Source organism: Streptomyces sp. NPDC005017 (assembly GCF_042873115.1).
Taxonomy (GTDB): Bacteria; Actinomycetota; Actinomycetes; order Streptomycetales; family Streptomycetaceae; genus Streptomyces.
Map to the genome: position 1 here is coordinate 120,645 of NZ_JBIALD010000018.1, position 21,336 is coordinate 141,980.

The window sequence follows — 21,336 nt, forward strand, 5'->3', positions numbered from 1 at the left end:
TCCGCACGTCAGCCGTCCGACGGCCGCGCGCACAGGTACGGCCGCGCGAGCAGCAGCCCCGTGGCCGTCAGCACGATGCCGAGGTAGACCGGCGCGAGATGGACGAAGTCGGTGTAGCTGATCGCCCCGTGCACCACCACGGCGGGCAGGAAACCCGCGGCCGCGGCCACGGCCAGGCTCCAGAACACCCAGGCCTCGCCCCGCCGCCAGCCCCACAGGGACACCAGCGTGATCGCCACCGCGGCGGACATCAGGGCGCCCCCGAAGCCCGCCCGGTCATGGGCGACGAACGGCACCAGGCGGTCGTTGACGGCCTCCAGCGCCTGCCCGCTGGTGCCCAGGAAGGTCAGGTCGGTCGGCACGAACACCCCGGTCAGACCGACGACCGAGATCACCGTCCCGCCGACGAACAGCCCCGAGCCGGTGACGATCAGCAGCAGCTGCCCGACCAGCGCCCGCCGCCGCTCCCGCTCCGGCCCCTCGGGCACGGCACGCCAGCGAGGGGTGTGCGGGGCGCGGCGGACCCCGGCCACGAACATCGGGAACAGCACCAGGGCCGTCGCCGTGTGCAGCGGCTCCACGAACCCGGTGGCCAGGAAGTAGAACAGGGTCGGGAAGCCGATCGCCCCCGACACCAGATACGCCTCCCGGGCCCAGGACCAGCCCTGCCGGACGCCGCCCACCGCGAGGCCGGTGTAGAGGGCGCCGATCGACACCATCGTGCCGGCCATGGTGATCCGGTCGTGCTGGATGAAGTGCACCAGATGGTGGTTGGCGGCGTGCAGGTCGTGCACGCTCATACCGAGGTAGTCGCGGTCGTACCAGAGCAGTACGGGGCCCAGGGTGATCGCCGCGGCGCCCAGTCCGGCGACCGTCATGCCCAGTCCGACCAGCAGGCCCCAGATCCAGGCGGGCCAGCGGCGGGGGTCGGGCCCGGCGTCCTTGAGGCCAGGCGCGGGCCCGGTGGGCGTGGCCGCCTCGGTGACCCGGGCGAACCAGCCGGGCCCGGCCGAGACCAGGACCGAGGGCCGTGCGAGCACGACCGCCTCCGGGTCGTCGAGCGCGGCGGCCGCGGAGCTCACCGACGGGTCGGACACCCGGAGCAGACGCGGGTCGTCGTCGCCGGTGAAGCCGTCGACGTGCGGTGCGAGCGCGGCCCGGGCCCGCGGGTCCGCCGTGCGGACGACCAGCGGTATCGCCCGGCCTGCCGCGGCCCGCCGTACGGTCCCGGCGTCGGCCGCCGTGACCGGCCCGACCTCCACGACACCGGCCCCGAGCGGCGCCATCGCACGGACGGTCTCGTGGGCGAGCGCGGGCGGCACGCTGACACCGAGCCGGACCGCCACGGGCACACCCGCGACCTCACCGGCGAGCCGCCGGGGCGGATGGCGGTGGCCGAACCCCCGCGCGATCAGCCGCGCGCCGCCCGGGCGGGAGCCGATCGAGGCGAGCAGCCGCAGGGCCGTGCGCTGCGAACGCCGCTCGCCGAGCAGGGCGGCGGCCGCGCCGCGCAGGGGGTGATACGTCCAGTCCGGCATCAGTGTCTCTCGTTCTCGGTCACCGGTCCGCCGGGCGCCTGCCAGCCCAGCACCGGGGTCATGGAGCGCAGCGTCGCCCGCACCGGGGTGAGCCGGGCGGCCGTGTCGCGCAGCAGCGCCGCGGGCGGCCACGCCAACTGGCCGACCGTGCCCAGCCGGGCCGAGCGCCGTGCCACGGCCTGCGCCCGCGGGCGGCGTACCAGGTCGTAGGCGCGCAGCGCGGCGGTGGTGTCCGGGTGCGTGTCCAGGCAGTGGGCGAGGGTGACCGCGTCCTCCAGCGCCTGGCACGCGCCCTGGCCCAGGTTGGGCGTCATCGCGTGGGCCGCGTCGCCCAGCAGCGCGATGCGGCCGCCCACGAAGGTGTCCAGCGGCGGCAGTTCGTACAGATCGTGACGGAGTACCACGTCCGCGGGGACGGCGGCGAGCAGCGCGGGGACGGGGTCCGGCCAGGCCCCGAACCGGCGCAGCACCTCGGCGTACTCGGAGGAACCGGTGGGTGTGCCCTCCGGAAGGGTCGCGGTGCCGAAGCAGTACATGCGCCCGCCCGGCAGCGCCGTGTAGCCGAAGCGTTCGCCGCGGCCCCAGGTGGCGGCACCCTCGACGGGCGGTCCGGGGAGGGGTTCGGTGACCATGCGCCAGGCGGTGTAACCGGCGTACCGCGGGCCGGGCGCGTCCGGCAGGAGGGCGCGGCGGACCGCGCTGCGCAGCCCGTCGGCTCCCACGACCAGGCCGGAGCGGGACGTGCCGCCCCGGTGCTCGACGACGACCTGGGGCCCGTCCTCGTGGACGGCCGACACCTCGCTGCCCGGCCGCAGGCACTCGGCGGGCAGCGCCTCGGCGAGCGCGCGGAGCAGGTCCGCGCGGTGCAGGACGGCCAGGGGGTGGCCGAAGCGCCGTTCCAGCTCGGTGTTGTCCGTACGGGACAGCCAGCGGCCCCGCCGGTCGCGTACGCCGCCCCCGGTCTCCACCGCGCCCAGGGCCCGGACCCGTTCGGCCAGCCCGAGCGCGCCCAGCGCGCGGAAGGCGTTCGGCCACAGGGAGATGCCCGCACCGATCTCGGTGAACTCCGGCGCGCGTTCGAGGACTTCGACGCGCCAGCCCCTTCGGTGCAGGGCGACGGCCGCGGCGAGGCCGCCGATCCCGCCGCCGACGACGGTCGCGGCGCGCTGCGGCATGGTTCCTCGCTCTGCTTCGGGGCCCCCGGCCCGGATGTCGGTCGGTGAGCCGCCCGCCCGGAGTGCGCTCACGCGCGCGTCCGGTCGAGCGGCGTCCCATGGCAACACGCTGAAACACGCATGTCAAAGCGCGGTGAGGGGTGCCGCGCGCCGACGACCGGTCCGGTGAGCGGGCCGGTGGAGTTCCCGTGGTCCGGTGCCGTTCTCGTGGTCCGGTGGGGTTCTCGTGGTACGGGGCATGCCGTGCCACGCGTCAGCGCCGGTACGCCGTCGCCGCGACGGCCGGCAGCAGGGCGAGGGCGAGCACGCCGCCGGTGAGGGCGAGGACGGGGTAGCTGCCGACGGCGACCAGGAAACCGGAGGCCATGCCGCCGGTGGCCCCGGCGACGGCGATGGACACGTCGACCACGCCCTGCGTCCGGGCGCGGTTGGCCAGCGGCACCGCGTCGGTGATGATCGCGGTGCCGGACACCAGCCCCAGGTTCCAGCCGAGTCCGAGCAGGGCCAGGGCCAGGGTGAGCAGCGCCAGCGAGTCGGCCGGTGCCATGGCGGCGAGGACACCGGCGGCCAGCAGGGTGAGGCCGGACGCGGCGGCGATCCGCAGCCGGCCGTACCGGTCGACGAGCCAGCCGGTGAGCGGCGAGGGCAGGTACATGGCGCCGATGTGGATCGCGATCACCAGGCCGGAGGCGGCCGTGCCGTGGCCGTGCTCGGCCATGTGGATCGGCGTCATCGTCATGATCGCGACCATCACCAGCTGGGTCAGCACCATGACGAGCCCGCCGAGCGCCACACCGCCCCGGCCGTCGGGCTCCGACACGGTGGAGGCCTTCGCGGTGCCCCCCGCGCCGCCGGCGGGTTCGGCGGCGGCCACGGCGCGGGCCGTCAGCAGCGGGTCCGGCCGCAGCCAGACCGCCAGCACCAGCGCGGCCAGGGCGTAGGCGGCGCCGGACAGCAGGAAGGGCCCGGCCAGCCGGGGGATGCCCAGGGGTTCGGCGAAGTCGCCCATGGGGGCTGCCAGGTTGGGGCCCGCGACACCGCCGAGGGTGGTGGCGACCAGGACGCGGGACAGGGCACGGGCGCGATGGTCGGGGCGGGCGAGGTCGGCCCCGGCGTACCGGGCCTGGAGGTTGGTGGCGGTGCCGGCGCCGTACACGAACAGGGCGACGAACAGGAGCACCGGGCTGTCCAGCACGGCGGCCGCGATCACCAGCCCGCTGCCGACGGCCCCGGCGAGATACCCGGCGGCGAGGCCGGGGCGGCGGCCGTGTGACTGGGAGACCCGGCCGATCGTGACGGCGGTCAGCGCGGAGCCGGCGGTGAACAGGGCGCTGGGCAGTCCCGCCAGGCTCGTGGTGCCGAGCATGTCCTGGGCCAGCAGGGCCCCCACGGTGACACCGGCCGCGAGACCGGCACCGCTGAGGACCTGGGAGGCGACGAGCACCCGCAGGATGCGGCGCTGCGCCCGGTCGGCGTCGGGGACGTCGGATATGAGGCCGCCTCGGGTGCCGGCGGCCGGTACGGGTCTGGTCATGCGCCCTTCCGGGTGGCTGGGTGCGCGGGCCCGACGGGTGCGGGTGGCGCCGGTACGGTGCTGGCGGGACGGTGCGCGTGCTCCCGCGGGCAGCGGGACGGCCTCCCGGGACGGTGCGCGCGGTCCCGCGGGAAGCGGGAGGGCCTCCGGGGCGCTGGGCTCACGCCGAGTCCCCTTCGTCTACGGGCAGTTCGGCCAGGCGCCACTCCAGCATCCCGTCGTTCAGACGGATCGCGCGGCGGCCGTGGCCGGTCAGCAGGCGTACCGCTTCATGGGCCAGTACGCAGTACTCGCCGCGGCAGTAGACGACGATCTCCGTCTCCTCGGGCAACTCGCCGATCCGGTCGGCCAGTTCCCCGACCGGGATGGAGCGGGCGCCGGGGATGTGCCCGGCCCGGTACTCCTCGGCCGGCCGTACGTCCAGCAGCACCACGTCCCCCGCCGCCACCCGGGCGCGCAGCTCCTCGCGGCCGACCTCCGGCGCCTCGTCCTCGCCGAGGTAGGCGTCCCGGGCCGCGGGCACGGCGGACTGGTGGGCCTCGGCGACCTTGCGCAGCAGCGCGAACAGCTGGGCCACGTCCTCACCGGCGAGCCGGTAGTGGATGCGTACGCCCTCGCGGCGGGTGGCGACGAAGCCGGCCTGCTTGAGGGTCTGGAGATGCGCGGAGGCGGTGGTCAGGTTCAGCCCCGCCGCCTTGGCCAGGGCGTCGACCGTGCGCTCGCCCTGGGCCAGCAGATCGAGCAGTTCCAGGCGCTTTCCGCTGGCCAGGGCCTTGCCGCTGGCCGCGAACGCGTCATAGAGCCGTGCCTTCGAGTCGGTCGGGGTGTCCTTCACCATGCCATCCTCCATAAATCCATGGAATAGTGTAGATGAGACGGCGTGACGAGGCGGGCTGGTGGCTCACCTCTCCGGCCCCTCCCTGCCGGCCCGCCCGACACGCGCACCGGATCGTCGTGGGGACATGTGCCGCGTACGACCCCGCCGCCTCCCCGGACGGCCTGCGCGGCTCCGAGGGCACCTTCTCGCTCTGCAGCTTGCACTCGACGAGGAGGACGGGCGCGCGCAGGGCATGTCGGGCGGATCCCCGTCCCCCGGGCGGCGTCAGCCTCTGTCAGCGCGCGGGCGTGCCCCGCGGACCGCTTACTAGCGTGTCGCCCGCCCGCCGCCGCAGAGCCGAATGGGGACCCAGACATGGACAGCACGGCCGGTCCGACCGCCCTCGTCACCGGAGCCTCCTCCGGACTCGGCAGCGAGTTCGCGGTCCAGCTCGCCGCCCGGGGCCACGACGTGATCCTGCTCGCCCGCTCCCGTGACCGGCTGGAGTCGCTCGCCGAGCGGATCGGCGCCGTGCACGGCGTCAAGGCGCACGTGCTCGTGGCGGACCTGTCCCGGGCCGACGCGGGCCGGCGGGTCGCCGAGGAACTCGCCGAGCGCGGACTCCGGGTGGACGTCCTCATCAACAACGCCGGGTTCGGCACCACCGGCCGCTTCGAGGAGATCGACCCGGACCGCGACCACGACCAGCTGATGGTGAACGTGGTCGCGCTCGTCGACCTCACCCACGCCGTCCTGCCCGGCATGCTCGCGCGGGGCGGCGGCAGGGTACTCAACGTCGGCTCCACCGCCGGGTACCAGCCGAGCCCGTACCTCGCGGTGTACAGCGCCGGCAAGACCTTCGTGCTCAACTTCTCGCTCGCGCTGCGCCAGGAGCTCCGCGGGCGCGGCGTCCATGTCACCGCCCTGTGCCCGGGGCCGGTGGAGACCCGGTTCTTCGAGGTGATCGGCACCCGCAACGCCGCCGTCGTGGGCCGGTTCACCACCCCGGAGCCCGTGGTGCGGGCCGGGCTGCGGGCGCTGGAACGCAACCGGGCCTACGTCACTCCGGGGGCGGGCAACGCGTTCATGGCCCACTTCAACCCGCGCCGCCCGCGCAACCTGGTCGCCTGGGTGGGGGAGCGCATCTGCCGCAAGGCGCTGGAGCCCGAGCGGGACCGGCCCGCCGCGGTGCGCGACGGCGCCACGGCCTGAACGGCTGCCCGCCGACCAGGCCGATGCCGTGCGCCGCTCAGCCGAAACGTCCCGGCGACAGGAACTCCACCGCCGTACCCGGGCGTTCGCCCCGCACCAGGTCCGCCACCGCCTCACCGGCGCCCGGTGCGTGGGCCGGACCGTGGGACCCGGCGCCGGTTGCCAGCAGGATGCGCGTGTCGTCGCCGACGGCCCCGAGCAGCGGCAGCCCGTCCGGGGTACGCGTCCGGGTGCTCACCGTGATCCGCGACGGCGGGCTCTGCAGCCCCGGCACCTTCGCGGGCAGCAGCCTGGCCACGTCCTGCCAGTCGTCCGGCGTCACCGAACGGTCGGTGTCCTCCGGGTCCAGCGGCTTCGGCGTCAGCCGCAGATCCTCCAGACCGAGCCGGACACCGTACCCGCCCTCCTCGCCGCTGCCCCACAGCACCCGGGCGTCGTCCAGCTCGCGCCGGAACGCCGGGAACACCTCCAGGTCGAAGCTGCCGTCCGGCTCGATCGGCCGGAACCGGGTGAACGGCGCCCGCACGGTCGCGAGGGGCAGCCCGGACAGCGCCGCCGGCAGCCACGAGCCGGCCGCCACCACCAGGTGGCGCACCTTCACCAGCCGCTGAGGAGTCCGCAGATGAACGCCCCCGGTCACCACCTCCGCCTGGAGCACCCGGGTGTCCGGATACAGCCGGGCGCCCGCGTCGCGTGCCTGCGCCACCATGGACCGCACGGCCCGCTCCGCGTGCACCAGACCCGCACCCGGATCCCACACGCCCGTGTGATGACCGGGCACACCGGTGTGCCTCGGGTACTGCATGCGCAGCGCGTTCGCGGTGAACGTGCGCACCTTCAGGCCGTGCGCGTGGGCCGCCCGCAGCGCGCCGCCGGCGACAGGCCCGGCCTCCGGGCCGATCGACAGACCACCGCACGGCTGGAACACCCGGTCCCCGCGCGCCCCGTCCAGCTCCGTCCACAGCTCGCGCGAGCGCACGGCCAGCGGGACGAGGCCGGGGTGCTCCGCGCAGGCAAGCCGGAACATGTGCGGGCCGCCGTGCGACGAGCCGAGCGCGTGACCGGGCGTGCGGCGCTCGAATCCGAGGACGTCCACCCCCCGCACCGCCAGCCGCCACAGCGCCGCCGCGCCCCACGCGCCGAGCCCCACGACCGCGGCTTCGGCATCCCATCGAGGCATGCCACCAACTCCCTTCATAGCGGGGTGAGTTCCGCATCAGCGGACCATGAGCGGCCCGGACCGGGCGTGAGTGCGCACCACTCACACATGGCCGCCCACCACGGGCGGGGGCGCCCGCACACAGGCCCGCACCGGCCCCGCGGCCGTACGGCTTTGGAGTACCTGAGCACTCATGCACCCACCCCCTCCCGCGTGATGACCTCAAGGTGTCGCTCGGTGCGACCCGTGACACCGGTGGAGGTTTGGATGCAGTTCCGGGTACTGGGGACCCCTGGGATCTACGACGACACCAGGCGGTGCGGCGTACGGCTGACGAGTCCCAAACAGCGCGTCCTGCTGGGCGCGTTGCTGGTGCGCACGGGAACGCCGGTGCCGACCGACGAGCTGATCCGCGAGCTGTGGGGCGAGGACGCGCCCGAGAAGGCCGGCAACGCCCTTCAGGCGCACGTGTCACGGCTGCGCCAGCACCTCGTCGAGGCCGAACCGGCGCGGGCCAACTCGCCCCGCCTGGTGGCCCGGGGAGCCGGCTATGTGCTCCAGGCGCGCCCCGACGAACTGGACAGCGTCCGGTTCCGGCTCCAGGTCACCCGCGCCCGCCGCCAGCTGGAGAACGACCCGGGCGGCGCGTCCGTACTGCTGCGCCGGGCCCTGTCGCTGTGGCGCGGCCCCGCGCTCGACGGGGGTCCGCACGGGCCGCTGTGCGCGCCCGCCGCCGCCCGCCTCGAGGAGGAGCGGATGCTGGCGCTGGAGGACCTGTGCGACGCCTCGCTGCGCATGGGCGAGCACCAGCGGGTCGTGGCCCGCCTCGAGGAACTGGTGGCCGCCCACCCGCTGCGCCGCCGCCTCCGTGAGCAGCTCGCCCTCGCCCTCCAGCGCTGCGGCCGCCCCACCGAGGCACGCGCGGTCCAGGACTCCCCGTACCGGGGCGCCGAGCACGCGGGCCTCGGCTCCCGCGCGGTCCTGCCCGGCAATGTGCGCCTGCTCAGCCAGGCGGCCGCCGGCCGGTCCACCGCCGCCCCCCTCGCGCACCCGGCGGCCCCCGAGGCGTCCGCGGCACCGGAGGAGCCGGGCCACGAACTGCTGCGGCTGCGGATGCGGGTGGAGGAACTGACCTCCCAGCAGCGGATGCTGCGCTCGGAGATGGACCGCCTGCTGACGCTCCTGGAGGCCCGCACCGGCGCACGCGACCGGGACTCCGCCTGACCCGTCCGGCCCCGCGCCGGAACACGACCCGGCCGCGGGCCCGCCGCCCGGGGCACCTCGCACAGTCAGAAAGGGAAGACTTCATGGCCGTACTGCACACCACCCTGCGAGGCGGTGGCACACCGGATCAGGTGTGGTCCGTGCTCCGGGAGATCGCGACGTACCCGGAGTTCATGGACGGCGTCAACGAGGTGACCGTCACCGGGGAGGACGGCGACAAGCGCACCAGCAGCTGGATCGTGGAGCTCAAGGGCTCCGAGATGGAGTGGGACCAGGAGGACGTCCTGGACCCCGCCGCCCGCCGCTTCGCGTTCCGGCAGACCGACGGCGACCTCGCCCACTACGAGGGCTACTGGCAGGTCCACGAGGACGCCGAGGGCACCGCGCTGGAGCTCAACGTGGAGTTCGACGTCGGTCTGCCGATGGTGGAGGAGATGATCCACCCCGCCGTGGCCAGGGCACTGGAGAGCTACCAGCAGGGCATCGTCGACCGGAGCCGGGAGGCCTGACGGACATGAGCGCTTTGCCTGCGGCCGACGCCAAGGAGACCTTCCGTCGCGTCAAGCGCCACTTCTCGCCCGCCCTCGCCGTCGCCGGGAAGTTCACCGGCCAGGGCGCGGTCGAGGCCTTCGCCGAGCACTGCCGTGTCGTCCTGTCCGACGGGCGCTCGGTGCTGGACTTCGGCAGCTACGCGGTCGCCCTGCTCGGCCACCGCCACCCGGACGTCGTGGCGGCCGTGCGCGACCGGCTCGACGTGATGACCACCTCCACCCGGACCGTGCAGAGCCCGGTGCCGCCGCTGGCCGCGCAGACGCTGACCGAGTACCTCGGCGGCGGCCTGGACCGCGTGTTCTTCGGCTGCGGCGGTGCCGACGCCGTCGAGGTGTCCGTCAAGCTCGCCCGCATGGCCACCGGCCGGATGACCGTGGTCGCGGTGCAGGGGGCGTTCCACGGCAAGACCCTCGGCGCGCTCGCGCTGACCGACAACCCCCGCTTCAAGAAGGGCATCGAGCCCCTTCTCCAGGGTGTCGTCCACGTCTCGCCGGACGACCCGGAGGCCGTGGCGAACGCCGTGCGCGAGCACGACGTCGCCGCGGTGATCTTCGAGCCGGTGCAGGCCGAGAACGGCGTACGCCTGCTCGACGAGGCCGTCCTCGCCCGCTGGTGCGAGGACGCGCACGCGGCCGGCGCGCTGGTCATCGCGGACGAGATCCAGGTCGGCCTGCGCCGCTGCGGCCCGCGCTCGGTCGCGCTGGACGCCGGGCTGCCGGTGGACGCCGTCCTGCTCGGCAAGCCGCTCGGCGGCGGAGTCGTGCCGGTCTCGGCCGCCGTGTGCAACGACAAGCTGTACGCGCCCCTGCTGTCCGACCCGCTGCTGCACACCGCCACCTTCAGCGGTCACCCGCTGGGCACCGCGGTGATCCCGGTGGCGCTGGAGGCCATCGAGCGGCAGGCGGGCAACGGCGAACGCGTCGAGTCGGCGCTGCGCGAGGGCCTCGAGGCGCTGCGCGAGCAGTACCCCGACGCGCTGGTCGAGGTGCGCGGGCGCGGTCTGCTGTGGGGCATGGACTTCCGCTCCCCGGAGATGGCCGGCGAGGTGCTGACCGGGCTCGCGCAGCTCGGTCTCGTGGTGTCGCCGTGCATCAGCCGGCCCACCACCATCCGGCTGCTGCCGCCGATCGTCGCCGGCGACCAGGAGATCAAGGAGGCGCTGTCGCTGCTCGGTGAGGCGGTCGCCCGCGCAGCCGCGATCTGACGCCCCGGACCCGTCCCGCCACCGGCCGCCCGCGGCACGCGGCCCGGACGGGCCCGGCGAACACCCGACACATGCCTGCCCGCCCGGCGGACAGGTCCAGCGCCCCGCACTCCGCCCGTCGCCCGCCCCCGGCCGCGACGGGCGGAGCCCTGCGCGCCCGGCACCGGACGCGCACGCCGCTCCCGGCGACCCGGCCGGGAGCCGGAACGCCATCCGGAAGGAACGGAAACACACCATGACTTCGACGACACTCAAAGGCGTCGCCGAGGAGTTCGACGCCGACACCGTGCTGGCCGACGACATCACCGGCTACGACGCGCCCGCGCCGCAGGACGTGTCCGAGGTCCTGCTCACCGGCGCGACCGGCTTCCTCGGCGCGTTCCTGCTGCGCGACCTGCTGGAGCGCGGCCTCGTCGTGCACTGCCTCGTCCGGGGCAAGGACGCGGAGACCGCCCGCACCCGGCTCACCGCCAACCTGGAGCGCTACGACCTCCTGGAGGGCCTGCGCCCCGGCCTGGACCGTGTCCGGGTGCACACCGGGGACGTGGCCCAGCCGCGTCTGGGCATGACCGACGAGGCCCACGCCGCCCTCGCCGCCCGGGTCGACGCCGTCTACCACGCCGCCGCCAAGGTCAACTTCCTCACCGTCTACAAGTGGCTGCGCAAGGCCACCGTGGACGCCACCCACGAGGTCCTGCGGTTCTCGCAGGCCGCCCGCGCCACCCTGCACCACGTCTCCACCACGGGTGTGTTCCTGCCCGCCGAGGACGGCACCCCGCGCGGCGAACTCGGCCGCACCGGCCCGCCGGAGGACCTCGCCCTCGGCTACACCAAGAGCAAGTGGGTCTCCGAGCAACTGGTGCTCCAGGCCCGGCGCCGCGGCGTGCCCGTCACCATCCACCGGCCCGGCCAGGTCTGGGGCGACTCGCGCAGCGGCGCGTGCCAGCCCAACGACTTCGTCTGGCGGTTCATGAAGGGCGCCATCCAGACCGGTGTGTACCCGCGCCGGTTCCGGCTGCGCATGAACATGGTGCCGATCGACTACGTCAGCGCCGCCATCGTCGCCCTGTCCCGCGACCCCGAGGCACTCGGCGGTGTCTACCACCAGGTCAGCCCCCGCTCCCTGGACGCCGACGAACTGCTCGGCCTGCTGCGCCGCGCGGGGTACGACCTCAAGGAGACCAGCACACTGCGCTGGATGAAGGCCGTCGCCGCGGACGTGAACAACTCCATGCTGCCGCTGATGCGGGTCCTGGTGGACACCGAGAAGACCGAACTCGCCGAGTTCGCCGACGAGCTCACCCGTGAGCGGCTCAAGGGCACGGACGTGACCTGCCCGGACATCGACGACCGGGTGTTCGCCGCCTACGTCGGCTACTTCGTGCGCAACGGGATGCTGCCCGCCCCGACGGGCCGCTGACCCGCCCGACGAGCGACCGGAGCCGCCGGCTGACAGGGGGTCAGCCGGCGGCTCCGCTGCGGCGGCGCGGGTCAGGTCGTACGGCCCGGCCCGGCCTGACGGGGCGAGGGGGCGTAGGCACGGGCCCCCTCCGGACGGGACAGCAGCGACAGCGGCCCGCCCAGCAGCATGGCCGCCTCGGTGGTGTGCCGGCGCGGCGGTGCCGCATCGCCGCCGGACTGCCAGGAACGCTGCCGGGGCAGGGCCGGAGCGCCCTCCGACAGCAGCGACGCGCCCTGGAGTCCCCGCAGCAGATGACTGCGGGCGGTGATGCCGAGCTTGTGGTAGATGCGGTGCAGATGGTTCTCCACCGTGCGCACGGAGACCACCAGACGCCCGGCGATGTCCCGGTTGGACAGCCCCGTGGCGGCCAGCGCGGCGACCTCCCGCTCCCGTGGGGTGAGCGGGGCGAGATCCTGCTGGCGGGGGCTCTCCGGGGTCAGCCACGGAGGCAGTACCGCGCTCGGCGCGCGCAGCAGCTCCGTGCAGGCGGCCGTGGCCTCGCGGCCCTTGCGCCGCTGGCCCGCGGTCTTGAAGGCCCGGGCGGCCTGTGCCGCGGCCTCCGCGGCCAGCGGCAGCGCGCCCATGTCGCGCAGCCGCTCGGAGACCCGGTGCAGGGCCGCCCCGTCCGACTCCGCGAGCGCCCGGATGTGGTCGCCGATCACCTCCACGATCCCGCCCGCGCGCCGGGCCACCTCCAGCAGACCGAGGTCGGGACGGCGTACGGCGGCGCCCTCGGTGACGCGGGCCGCGAGGTGCAGGGCGAACACGGCCCGCACGACACGGCCGGCCTCCCTGGCCCGCTCGGCCACCGCCAGCGCCTGGGCCACGGCGCCGGTCCGGTCGCCGGAGTGGGCGCGGACCAGGGCGTGCTCGTAGGCGATCTCGTCCTCGGCGACGGGGGAGGGCACCGCGCCGCCGCGGGCCGCACGGATCTCCACCAGGGTGCGCAGCGCCTCCGCGCAGCGGCCCGACTCGGCGAGCGCGCCCGCGAGCTGGGCCAGCGGCCAGGCCTGCGCGGTGGGGTACTCCAGCGGCGCCTCCGCGGCGATGGTCTGCCGCAGCAGCGTGACCGCCTGCTCGGGCCGGCCGAGCAGCCGCAGCACCCGGGCGTGGTCGAGCACGCTCTGCATCATCATGGGCCGGCTGTCGAACAGGTCGCGGTGCATGGTGTCGAGCGCGTCGGCGGCGCCGCGCAGATGGCCGAGCAGGTAGGAGCAACGCGCGGAGACCGCGCCGGTGATGAGCCGGGCGTCGACGTCCCAGTCCGCCGAGACCTCCTGGTAGCGCCGCACGAGCGCCAGCGCGCCCGCCGGGTCGCCCACCTCGGCACGGGCGAACGCCACGGTGGGCAGCAGCACGGGAGCCACGGCGACATCGGCGGGATCCGGTGCCCCGAGCACCTCCTCCCCGATGGCGACGGCCTCCTGGAGCCGGTCGGAGAGTACGGCGATGACCGCCCGGCTGGCGTCCAGGACACCGGCGTTGCCCGGACCCACGGCGGCGACGGCGTGGGTGAGGACCGCCTCGGCGTCGGCGATGCGGCGCAGGGACCAGGCCATGTTGATGACCCGGGTGTGCACGGCGCTGACGTACTCGTCGAGCGGCAGGGGCACGTCGGTCCCCATGCCCGCCGCCAGCACCTGGTCGGCGTCCTCGAACGCCCCCTTGCCGACCAGCACCTGGCCCAGCAGCAGGGCGGCGCGGATACGGTCCCTCGCCCCTGCCGGGCCCAGCGCGCTCGCTCGTGTCACGAGACGGCGTACGAGGGCGGCGTGTCCCGCGGAGTCGGGGAGCGGGGCGTGGAAGGAGGAGTCGGCGTCCGAGGGGGAGTCCTGGAGGCCGACCAGGCACAGTCGCTCGGCCAGGGGGAAGTCCCGGCGGCGGATCGCGGTGCGGGCCGCGGCGAGCAGCTGCTCGTGCGGGGGGACCAGACCGGACTCCAGGCGCAGCGAGATGATGCGCAGCACGTCCTCCTCACGGCGGGTTCCGGTGCGTTCGAGCGCGTCGGCGAGCTCGCGGCGCAGCCGCTGCGCGGTCAGGTCCGACATCCCGGAGGCCACCACCGCGCGGCTGAGCGGCACCGCGAGGCGCAGGCTCACCCGGGCCCGGCTGCGCTCGACGCGCACGATGCCGCGCAGGTCGAGCGACTCGGCGGCCTTGGCCAGTCCGAAGGAGGTGACGATCTCCGCCTCCAGCGGCTCGGCCAGGGCGAGCATGTGGACCAGTTCGTTCTCCTCGGCGTCGAGGCCGCGCAGCCCCACCCGGACGACGTCCGCGAGACGCCGGCCCGGCGCGCCGGTCAGGCCCAGCCAGCTCCAGGTGCCGTCGACGCAGCGCAGTGAGCCGTCCTCCAGTGCGTGCTCGACGAGTTCACGGAGCATCAGGGCGTTGCCGTGGGTGGTGCTCCACAGCCGTTCCAGGGTGAAGGTGTCGACATGGCCGCCGAGCCGGGCGTGCAGCACGGAGTCCAGGGCGGTGGAGTCGAACGGCGCCACCTCGATGCGGTCGACGAGCCGCTCGACCCACAGCCGGTCGAGGCCGGCCGGGGCCGGGGCGTCGTGCCGGGCCGTGGCCAGCACTCCCAGCCGGCCGGCCGCCACCAGCCGGTGCAGCCGGTCGCTGGAGGCCGGGTCGGCCAGGTGGGCGTCGTCGATGCCCACGATGGGATGGTCGGAGTGCGCGGTGCCCCGGGTGGTCGGTTCCATGAACTCGAGGCATTCGGCGAGGGAGCCGAACCCGCGAGCCCTGGTGCCGCTGTTCCAGCTGGCCCCGCCGACCGAGAGGACGGTCCGCCCCTCGTCGGCGGCCCTGCGCAGCGCGTTGGCCAGCAGGCTGCTCTTGCCGACCCCGGCCGGGCCGACGAGCAGTGCTCCGCCGCCGCGTACCAGGGCCTGGTGGATCGAGTCGAGCTCCTTTTCTCTAGCCGCTATTCGCCAGTGATTGGCATCATCCGTTGACATCTGATTTCAAGCCCCCGCTCGAAACAGTACTGTGCGGTGAATTCTTGGAAGCTACCCGGCGGTTGAGGCGACGACTGGACCCCTTTTTGTTAAGGGATGAACTTTTCAAGCCTTGCTGCATTCTTGCTCGAACAGCCTATGCGCCTCGGGAAAAGCCAATCTTGATTCCTTTCGACGACCGCTGGAACCGTAGATGCGCCTGATGAAGGGCGGGGCGGCCGACGAATACCGGAAGCCGAGCGGCAACTCGAACCGGCAATCCCGTGTCCGCCGGGTGACAACCCGGTGGTGATGTGCGGGTGGTTCCGGTCCACCGGCGGACTCGTGTCGACATCCGCCGGTGAGTTTCGGTCAGTTGCTCCGATGTGTTTCGGTCAGTTCATTCACGGTTCCCCCTCAGGCCCTCTCACGGGCGAGCCGCCAGTCGCCGGCCCGGCTGCGCCCGGCCCAGAACGAGGCGTACCGGCCGTCCCGTTCGAGCAGTGCGTCGTGCGAGCCGCTCTCGGTGATCCGGCCCTCGTCGAGGAACAGGATCTGGTCGGCCGCGGCGACCGTGCGCAGCCGGTGCGCGATCACCAGCAGGGTCCGCCCCGCGGTCAGCGCGGTCAGGGCCTCCTGGACGGCCAGTTCGTTCTCCGGGTCGAGCGCGGAGGTCGCCTCGTCCAGCAGCACGATCGGGGCGTCCTTGAGGATGGCGCGCGCGATGGACACGCGCTGGCGCTCGCCGCCGGACAGCAGCGCGCCGCCCTCGCCGACGGTCGCCTCCCAGCCCTCGGGGAGCCGGTGCACGATCTCGTCCACCCGGGCCAGCCGGGCCGCCGCGCGGACCTCGGCGTCACTCGCCCCGGGCCGCCCGAGGCGGATGTTCTCCAGGATCGTGCCCTGGAAGAGGTACACGTCCTGGAAGACCACGGAGATCCGGGACATCAGCTCCTCCGGCTCGATCTCGCGCACGTCCACACCGCCGATCCGCACGGTGCCGGAGTCGACGTCCCAGAACCGGGGGATCAGCTTGCCGACGGTGGTCTTGCCGGACCCGGAAGGGCCGACCAGCGCGGTCATCGTCCCCTCCGGCAGGGTCATGTTCACACCCTTCAGCACGGGACGGTCGCCGTAGCCGAAGCGGACGTCGTCGAAGGAGACCGTGTTGTCGGCCGGCACCCTCGGCCGCTCGGGCCGCGGCAGGGTGGGCTCGGCGAGCAGCTCGGCGACCTGCTCCAGCGCGTGGCGCGCCGAGCGCAGGGCCGAGCCGAGCACCGCGGTCTCCGCCAGCGGTTCGGTGAACCGGACGGCGAGCACCAGGACCGCCAGCAGCCGGGCCGCGTCCAGGTCGCCGTCCAGCGCCAGATAGGTGCCGGTGACCAGGACCACGGTGAACGCCGCCTGGATCACCAGGGCGAAGCCGACCAGACCGGGCACACCGGTGACCAGCGAACGCCGTGAGGCCTCCGCCTGGGTGCGCAGCGCGTCGCCCAGCCGCCCCGACTCCGGAGCCCCGCCGCGGCCGAACACCCGCAGCACGGGCTGGAGCTGGGCGTACTCCACCACCCGGCCGCCGGTCTCGGCCTGCGCCGCGTGCCGGATCTCGTCGGCGGTGCCCGTCAGCCGGGTGCTCCACCGGTAGACCAGCACGATGACCGGCACGGTCAGCGTCGCCGCCAGCGCCAGCCGCCAGTCGAACAGGTACATCGCGGCGACCACCGTCAGCGGGGTCACATAGCTGGTCACCAGCGGGCGCAGCAGATGCGCGGGCACGCCCATGATGTCCATGACGTTCTTCGTGGCCAGCTGCCCGAGCCGGCCCACCTGCTCCGGCGCGAACCAGCCGAGCGGCAGCTCCGCCACCCGGTCGCCGATGCGGTGGTGCAGGCTCCGCGAGAGCGAGGCGCCCGCCGCGAAACCGGTGCGCATGCTGTCGAAGTAGGCCAGGCCGTACAGCGCGGCCACGCCGAGCAGCGCCCACATCCACGGCCACACCTCGTCGGGGTCCGGGCCGAGGAGTGCCTCGAGCAGCGGCACGAGCAGGGCGAAGGCGATGCCCTGGAGCACCGCGCCGGCCACCAGTCCGGTGACCATGCGGCGCAGCGGGCGGGCGTGCTCGGGGCCCACCACGTCGATGAGTCGACGGATCATCAGCTGTTGCCTCCCGCCAGGGTGACGCCCGCGGGCTCGGTCGCCGCGGAGCCGTGCGGCCGCCAGCCGGCGGTGCGCTGCTGGGCCCGCCACATGCGGGCGTACAGCCCGTCGGCGGCGAGCAGTTGCTCGTGCCGGCCGGACTCGACGATGCGGCCGTCGTCCAGGACGGCGATCCGGTCCGCGTCGACGACGCTGGGCAGCCGGTGGGCGATCATCAGCACGATCTTCCCTCGGGTCAGTACGGACAGCGCGTCCTGCACCTCGGCCTCCGAGTGCGGGTCGGCGTGGGCCGCGGCCTCGTCCAGGACGATGATCGGGGTGTCGGCGAGCAGGGCCCGGGCGATGGACACCCGCTGCGCCTCGCCGCCGGAGAGCTGGGCGTCCTCGCCGATGACCGAGTCGTAGCCGCGCGGCAGGGCCTGAAGGACATGGTCGACGCCGACCGCGCGGGCCGCCTCGCGGACCTCCTCCGGGCTCGCCCCGGGGCGGCCCATGCGGATGTTGGCGGTGACGGTGTCCCGGGTCAGCCGTACGTCCTGGAAGACGAAGGCGATCCGGCTGTAGAGGTCCTCCAGCGCCATGCGCCGGATGTCGACGCCGCCGACGGTGATGGAGCCCTCGGTCACGTCCGCGAACCGGGGGAGCAGGGTCGCCAGGGTGCTCTTGCCTGACCCGGACGGGCCGACCAGCGCGGTGACCGTGCCCGGGGCGAGGTCCAGGTCGATCCCGGCGACGGCGTCGCGTGTGCCGTCGTAGGAGTAGCTGACGCGCCGATAGCTGACGTGGTTCCCCTCGGGGGCCGTGGGGGCGGCCGGGACGGGCAGCTCCTCGGTGTCCAGGATCGAGGCGACCCGCTCGGCGGCGCCCTTGGCGAAGCGCAGTTCGTAACTCGCGTAGAACAACGACAGGATCGGGGCCGTCAGGCCGATTCCCAGCAGGACGAACGGCAGCAGGTCGACACCGCCGATCCAGCCCTGGGTGACGAACACCGCGCCGCCGACCAGGGTGGTGGCGAGCCCGGCGACGGGGGAGAGCACGATCTCGGCCGCGGCCTTGGAGCCGTGCGTGGAGCGCACCCAGTCGAGGAAGAAGGCGGAGAAGTCGTCGGCGGCCCTCGCGAACTCGCCGTGGGCGCGCCGGGTCTGGCCGAAGGTCTTGACGACCGAGATGCCCTGCACGAACTCGACCGCGCTGCCGTTGATACGGCCCATCGCCCGGTCGTACTCCGGCAGGTGCTTGGCCATGCCGGCCATGGTCGCGCTGTACAGGGTGAGTCCGACGAGCAGCGGGGCGAGCGTCACCAGGGTCATCCGCCAGTCCACCGCGAACAGGTAGACCAGGGAGGTCGTCGGGATGACGACGGCCGCGGTGATGTCGAGGACCGAGTGGGCGACCAGGTGGTGCATCGCCTCCACGTCGTCCTGCACGGCCTTCTTCACCTGACCGGAGTTACGCGCGGAGAACCAGCCCAGCGGAACGCGGCCGAGGCGGTCGACGAGCGACCTCCGCAGGTGCGCCTGGAGCTTGTCGTCGGCGTAGTGGGAGACGGCGCCCGAGGCCAGCAGGAAGGCCAGCCGGACCAGCAGGGCGGCTGCCCCGATCCAGGTGACGGTCCAGGCGTCGCCGGTGTTGACGGGTCCGTCGTCGAGCAGGATCCGGCCGAGTTCGGCGATGGCGATGAACGGCACGACCGCGGCGATCGCCGAGACGGTCTGTGCCGCGACCGCCCACCGCAGCCTGCCCCTGATCGGGCGGAGAATCGCGCCGAGTGCGGCCTTTTCCGCGGCCATCCGGTCCTCCAGGAGGTGCGAGGTGTTAGACGGTGTCTAACCGTCTGTGCGACTGTACCGTCCGACAGTGACAGCGCGTCAAGCGCCGCAGTACGGAGCGGGTTTCGGTGGGGCCTGCGCGCTCGGCGCCGGCCTCGGAAGGGGGCCGGAGTACCGCGGGGGATGTCGGCACTCCGGCCCCGGCACGGGGGTCAGACGGAGACCGGCGCGGGCCTCGGGGCCTCGGGCGCGGCGTCCGTCTCCTTGATGCCGTAGCGGCTGTAGAACCGGGCCAGCGGGCCCGGGGCCCACCAGCCTGCCCGGCCGAGCAGCTTCATCACGGCGGGCACCAGCAGGATGCGGACCACGGCCACGTCCAGCAGGATCGCGAAGACCATGCCGACACCGAACAGCTTCATGGTGAGCACACCGCTGGTCGCCATCGCCGCGAGCGGCACGCACATCAGCAGCGCGGCGCTCACGATCAGACGGCCGATGCCCTGGAGGCCGGTGGCGACGGCGGCCGTCGGGTCGTCCAGCAGGTCGTACTGCTCGCGGATCCGGGAGACCAGGAACACCTCGTAGTCCATGGACAGTCCGAAGATCAGCGCGAACAGCATGATCGGCATGTTCGGCTCGATGTTGCCGGTCGGGTCGAAGCGGATCACGTCCTGCAGATGGCCGTCCTGGAAGATCCAGACCAGCACACCGAAGGTGGCCGACAGCGCCAGCAGGTTCATCAGGATCGCCTTCAGCGGCAGCAGCACCGAGCCGAAGGCGAGGAAGAGCAGCAGATAGGTGGCCACGGCCACGTAGAGCAGCATCAGCGGCAGGGTCTCGCCGAGAGCGTCCAGCGTGTCGTCGAACACCGCCGTCTCACCGCCGAAGTAGGCCTTGGCGCCGGGCGGCGGGGCCACGTCCTTGAGGCGGTTCACCAGCTCGCGGGCCTCGGGGGAGACGGCCGTTCCGTCGAAGCTCACCGAGACCCGGGCGGTGGTGCCCTCGGCGCCGCTGATCTGCGCGCCCTTGGCGCCCTCCACCTGGCCGAGGCGGTCGGCGTACGCCTGGAGGGCCGCGCCCTGCTCCTGGGAGCCGGCGGGGCTCTTCAGTACGAGCACGGAGTCGATCGACTTGACGCCGTTGTCGTCGAAGTCGCGCTCCAGCATGTTGTGGACCTGGCGGCCCTCGGCGCTGTTCGGCAGCTGCCGCGCGTCGTTGGCGCCGAACTCGATCCGCAGGAACGGCACGGCCAGGGCCAGCAGCACGGCCAGCGTGCCGACCGCCACGATCGCCGGGCGGCGCATCAGACCGTGGGCGAGGCGGTACCAGCCGCCCTCCTCGGTGGACCTGGCCGGCGTGCCCTTCGAACGGCGGCGCAGCGACAGGGCGTTGACCTTCGGGCCCAGCACCGCGAGTGCCGCGGGCAGCGCGATCAGGGAGAAGAACACCGACAGCACGACCGAGGCGACACCGCCGTAGGCCATCGACTTCAGGAACCCGAAGGGGAAGAAGGTCATGCCGGCCAGGGCCACCGCCACGGTGATGCCCGAGACGACCACTGTGCGGCCGGCCGTGGCGACGGTCCGGGCGATGGCCTCCTCGCCGCTGTGGCCGCGCGCCAGCTCCTCGCGGTAGCGGCTCACGATCAGCAGTCCGTAGTCGATGGCGACCGCGAGACCGAGGACCGTGACCAGGCTCATCGCGAACACCGAGACGTCGGTGAGCTGGGCGAAGATCCGCAGGACGGCCATCGAGCCGAGGATCGACAGACCGCCGACGACCAGCGGCAGGGAGGCCGCGGCCAGACCGCCGAAGACGATCACCAGCAGGATGAACAGCACGGGGAAGGACAGGCCCTCGGCCGCGCCGAGGTCCTTGCCGATCTCCTCGCCGGCCTGGTGGCCGGTCGGGACCGGACCGCCGCGCAGGCTCTCCACGCCGGGCGCGGCGAGCTTGTCGATGACCGCCTTGTAGGACTCCTCCTTGGCGTTGTCGTTGTCGCCGGCGAGGTTGAGCGCCACATAGGTCGAGTGCCGGTCCCGGCTGACCATCGAGGGCATCTTGGTCATCCAGAAGTGCGCGACGCCCGTGACCTCGGACTTCGGCAGCTTCTCCAACTGGCCCACGACCGCGTCCCGGAAGCCCGGGTCGTCGACCGTGCGGTCCTTGTCGCGGTAGACGACGACCGCGTCCGGCGCACGCTGGGGGAAGGCCTTCTCCGCCAGTTGGGCCGCGCGACGGCTGTCCGATCCAGGGTCCTCGAAACCGCCTGGCTTCATGTCGCCGAAGACGCCCACTCCGTAGGCGCCCGAGACGACCGCGAAGAGCAGCGTCAATACGAGTAGAGGCCCTCGCCTCCGGTGGATGAAACGCCCCAGCCCCTCAAACATGGGTCTCCCTAGTTCGTCCGGCGAGCGCGTCACTGGCCGGATGTGTCCGGCCGCCGCGTGGCGACCGTAACACCGTTTTTATCGCCTCCTCCAGGGCTCTTGCACACTGTCTAACGCGATTCGCTCCAGGTGCTGCCCTCTGACCTGCGGCGATGCCGCTTCAAATTTCCCCTTGACCCACTCGAGACCTACCGGAGGGGGTCA

At 73.7% G+C, this 21,336-nt stretch carries 14 protein-coding genes; 5 read left to right on the forward strand and 9 right to left on the reverse strand.

All coding sequences use genetic code 11. The annotated features are described in order from the left end of the window. Window positions 1-8: 8 nt before the first annotated feature. The 4 genes from ACFYR0_RS25780 to ACFYR0_RS25795 form a co-directional block, all read right to left on the reverse strand. The gene (locus ACFYR0_RS25780) at window positions 9-1,538 is read right to left on the reverse strand and encodes a hypothetical protein (RefSeq protein WP_389332557.1); all 1,530 of its coding nucleotides are present in this window, start codon (window positions 1,536-1,538) and stop codon (window positions 9-11) included. Next, a complete protein-coding gene (locus ACFYR0_RS25785; protein ID WP_389332560.1) occupies window positions 1,538-2,713 on the reverse strand; it encodes an FAD-dependent monooxygenase in 1,176 nt (391 codons plus the stop codon). The genes ACFYR0_RS25780 and ACFYR0_RS25785 overlap by 1 nt, the downstream gene beginning before the upstream one ends. A gap of 253 nt (window positions 2,714-2,966) precedes the next feature. After that, window positions 2,967-4,247, reverse strand: a complete 1,281-nt coding sequence (locus ACFYR0_RS25790) for an MFS transporter (RefSeq protein WP_389332563.1) — start codon at window positions 4,245-4,247, stop codon at window positions 2,967-2,969. A 160-nt stretch (window positions 4,248-4,407) separates the two neighbouring features. Further along, window positions 4,408-5,085, reverse strand: a complete 678-nt coding sequence (locus ACFYR0_RS25795; protein WP_389332566.1) for an ArsR/SmtB family transcription factor — start codon at window positions 5,083-5,085, stop codon at window positions 4,408-4,410. A 354-nt stretch (window positions 5,086-5,439) separates the two neighbouring features. On the opposite strand from ACFYR0_RS25795, the gene ACFYR0_RS25800 reads away from it, so the two are divergent. Further along, a complete protein-coding gene (locus ACFYR0_RS25800) occupies window positions 5,440-6,276 on the forward strand; it encodes an SDR family NAD(P)-dependent oxidoreductase (protein WP_389332569.1) in 837 nt (278 codons plus the stop codon). Between the two features lie 37 nt (window positions 6,277-6,313). Here ACFYR0_RS25800 and ACFYR0_RS25805 read toward each other — a convergent pair whose 3' ends face one another. Beyond that, window positions 6,314-7,456 carry an FAD-dependent oxidoreductase gene (locus ACFYR0_RS25805; RefSeq protein WP_389332572.1) on the reverse strand — a complete coding sequence of 381 codons (1,143 nt, stop codon included), beginning with the start codon at window positions 7,454-7,456 and terminating at the stop codon, window positions 6,314-6,316. A 246-nt stretch (window positions 7,457-7,702) separates the two neighbouring features. Between ACFYR0_RS25805 and ACFYR0_RS25810 the strand changes: the two genes are divergently transcribed. The 4 genes from ACFYR0_RS25810 to ACFYR0_RS25825 all read left to right on the forward strand — a co-directional run bounded on the left by ACFYR0_RS25810 (window position 7,703) and on the right by ACFYR0_RS25825 (window position 11,835). Next, window positions 7,703-8,659 carry a BTAD domain-containing putative transcriptional regulator gene (locus ACFYR0_RS25810; RefSeq protein ID WP_389332575.1) on the forward strand — a complete coding sequence of 319 codons (957 nt, stop codon included), beginning with the start codon at window positions 7,703-7,705 and terminating at the stop codon, window positions 8,657-8,659. An 83-nt stretch (window positions 8,660-8,742) separates the two neighbouring features. Further along, window positions 8,743-9,168: a type II toxin-antitoxin system RatA family toxin gene (locus ACFYR0_RS25815; protein ID WP_386382313.1), complete on the forward strand. Its 426-nt coding sequence runs from the start codon at window positions 8,743-8,745 to the stop codon at window positions 9,166-9,168. A 5-nt stretch (window positions 9,169-9,173) separates the two neighbouring features. After that, complete coding sequence (locus tag ACFYR0_RS25820; protein ID WP_389332578.1) at window positions 9,174-10,415, forward strand: aspartate aminotransferase family protein; 1,242 nt, start codon at window positions 9,174-9,176, stop codon at window positions 10,413-10,415. Between the two features lie 235 nt (window positions 10,416-10,650). Then, entirely contained in the window at window positions 10,651-11,835 is a 1,185-nt protein-coding gene (locus tag ACFYR0_RS25825) for a thioester reductase domain-containing protein (RefSeq protein ID WP_389332580.1), read from the forward strand. A gap of 71 nt (window positions 11,836-11,906) precedes the next feature. Here ACFYR0_RS25825 and ACFYR0_RS25830 read toward each other — a convergent pair whose 3' ends face one another. The 4 genes from ACFYR0_RS25830 to ACFYR0_RS25845 form a co-directional block, all read right to left on the reverse strand. After that, a complete protein-coding gene (locus ACFYR0_RS25830; RefSeq protein ID WP_389332583.1) occupies window positions 11,907-14,837 on the reverse strand; it encodes a LuxR C-terminal-related transcriptional regulator in 2,931 nt (976 codons plus the stop codon). 396 nt (window positions 14,838-15,233) lie between these two features. Next, window positions 15,234-16,970, reverse strand: a complete 1,737-nt coding sequence (locus ACFYR0_RS25835; RefSeq protein WP_389332586.1) for an ABC transporter ATP-binding protein — start codon at window positions 16,968-16,970, stop codon at window positions 15,234-15,236. Continuing rightward, window positions 16,970-18,763, reverse strand: a complete 1,794-nt coding sequence (locus ACFYR0_RS25840) for an ABC transporter ATP-binding protein (RefSeq protein ID WP_389332589.1) — start codon at window positions 18,761-18,763, stop codon at window positions 16,970-16,972. The genes ACFYR0_RS25835 and ACFYR0_RS25840 overlap by 1 nt, the downstream gene beginning before the upstream one ends. Before the next feature lie 191 nt (window positions 18,764-18,954). Further along, complete coding sequence (locus tag ACFYR0_RS25845; protein ID WP_389332592.1) at window positions 18,955-21,078, reverse strand: MMPL family transporter; 2,124 nt, start codon at window positions 21,076-21,078, stop codon at window positions 18,955-18,957. Between the last annotated feature and the right edge of the window lie 258 nt (window positions 21,079-21,336).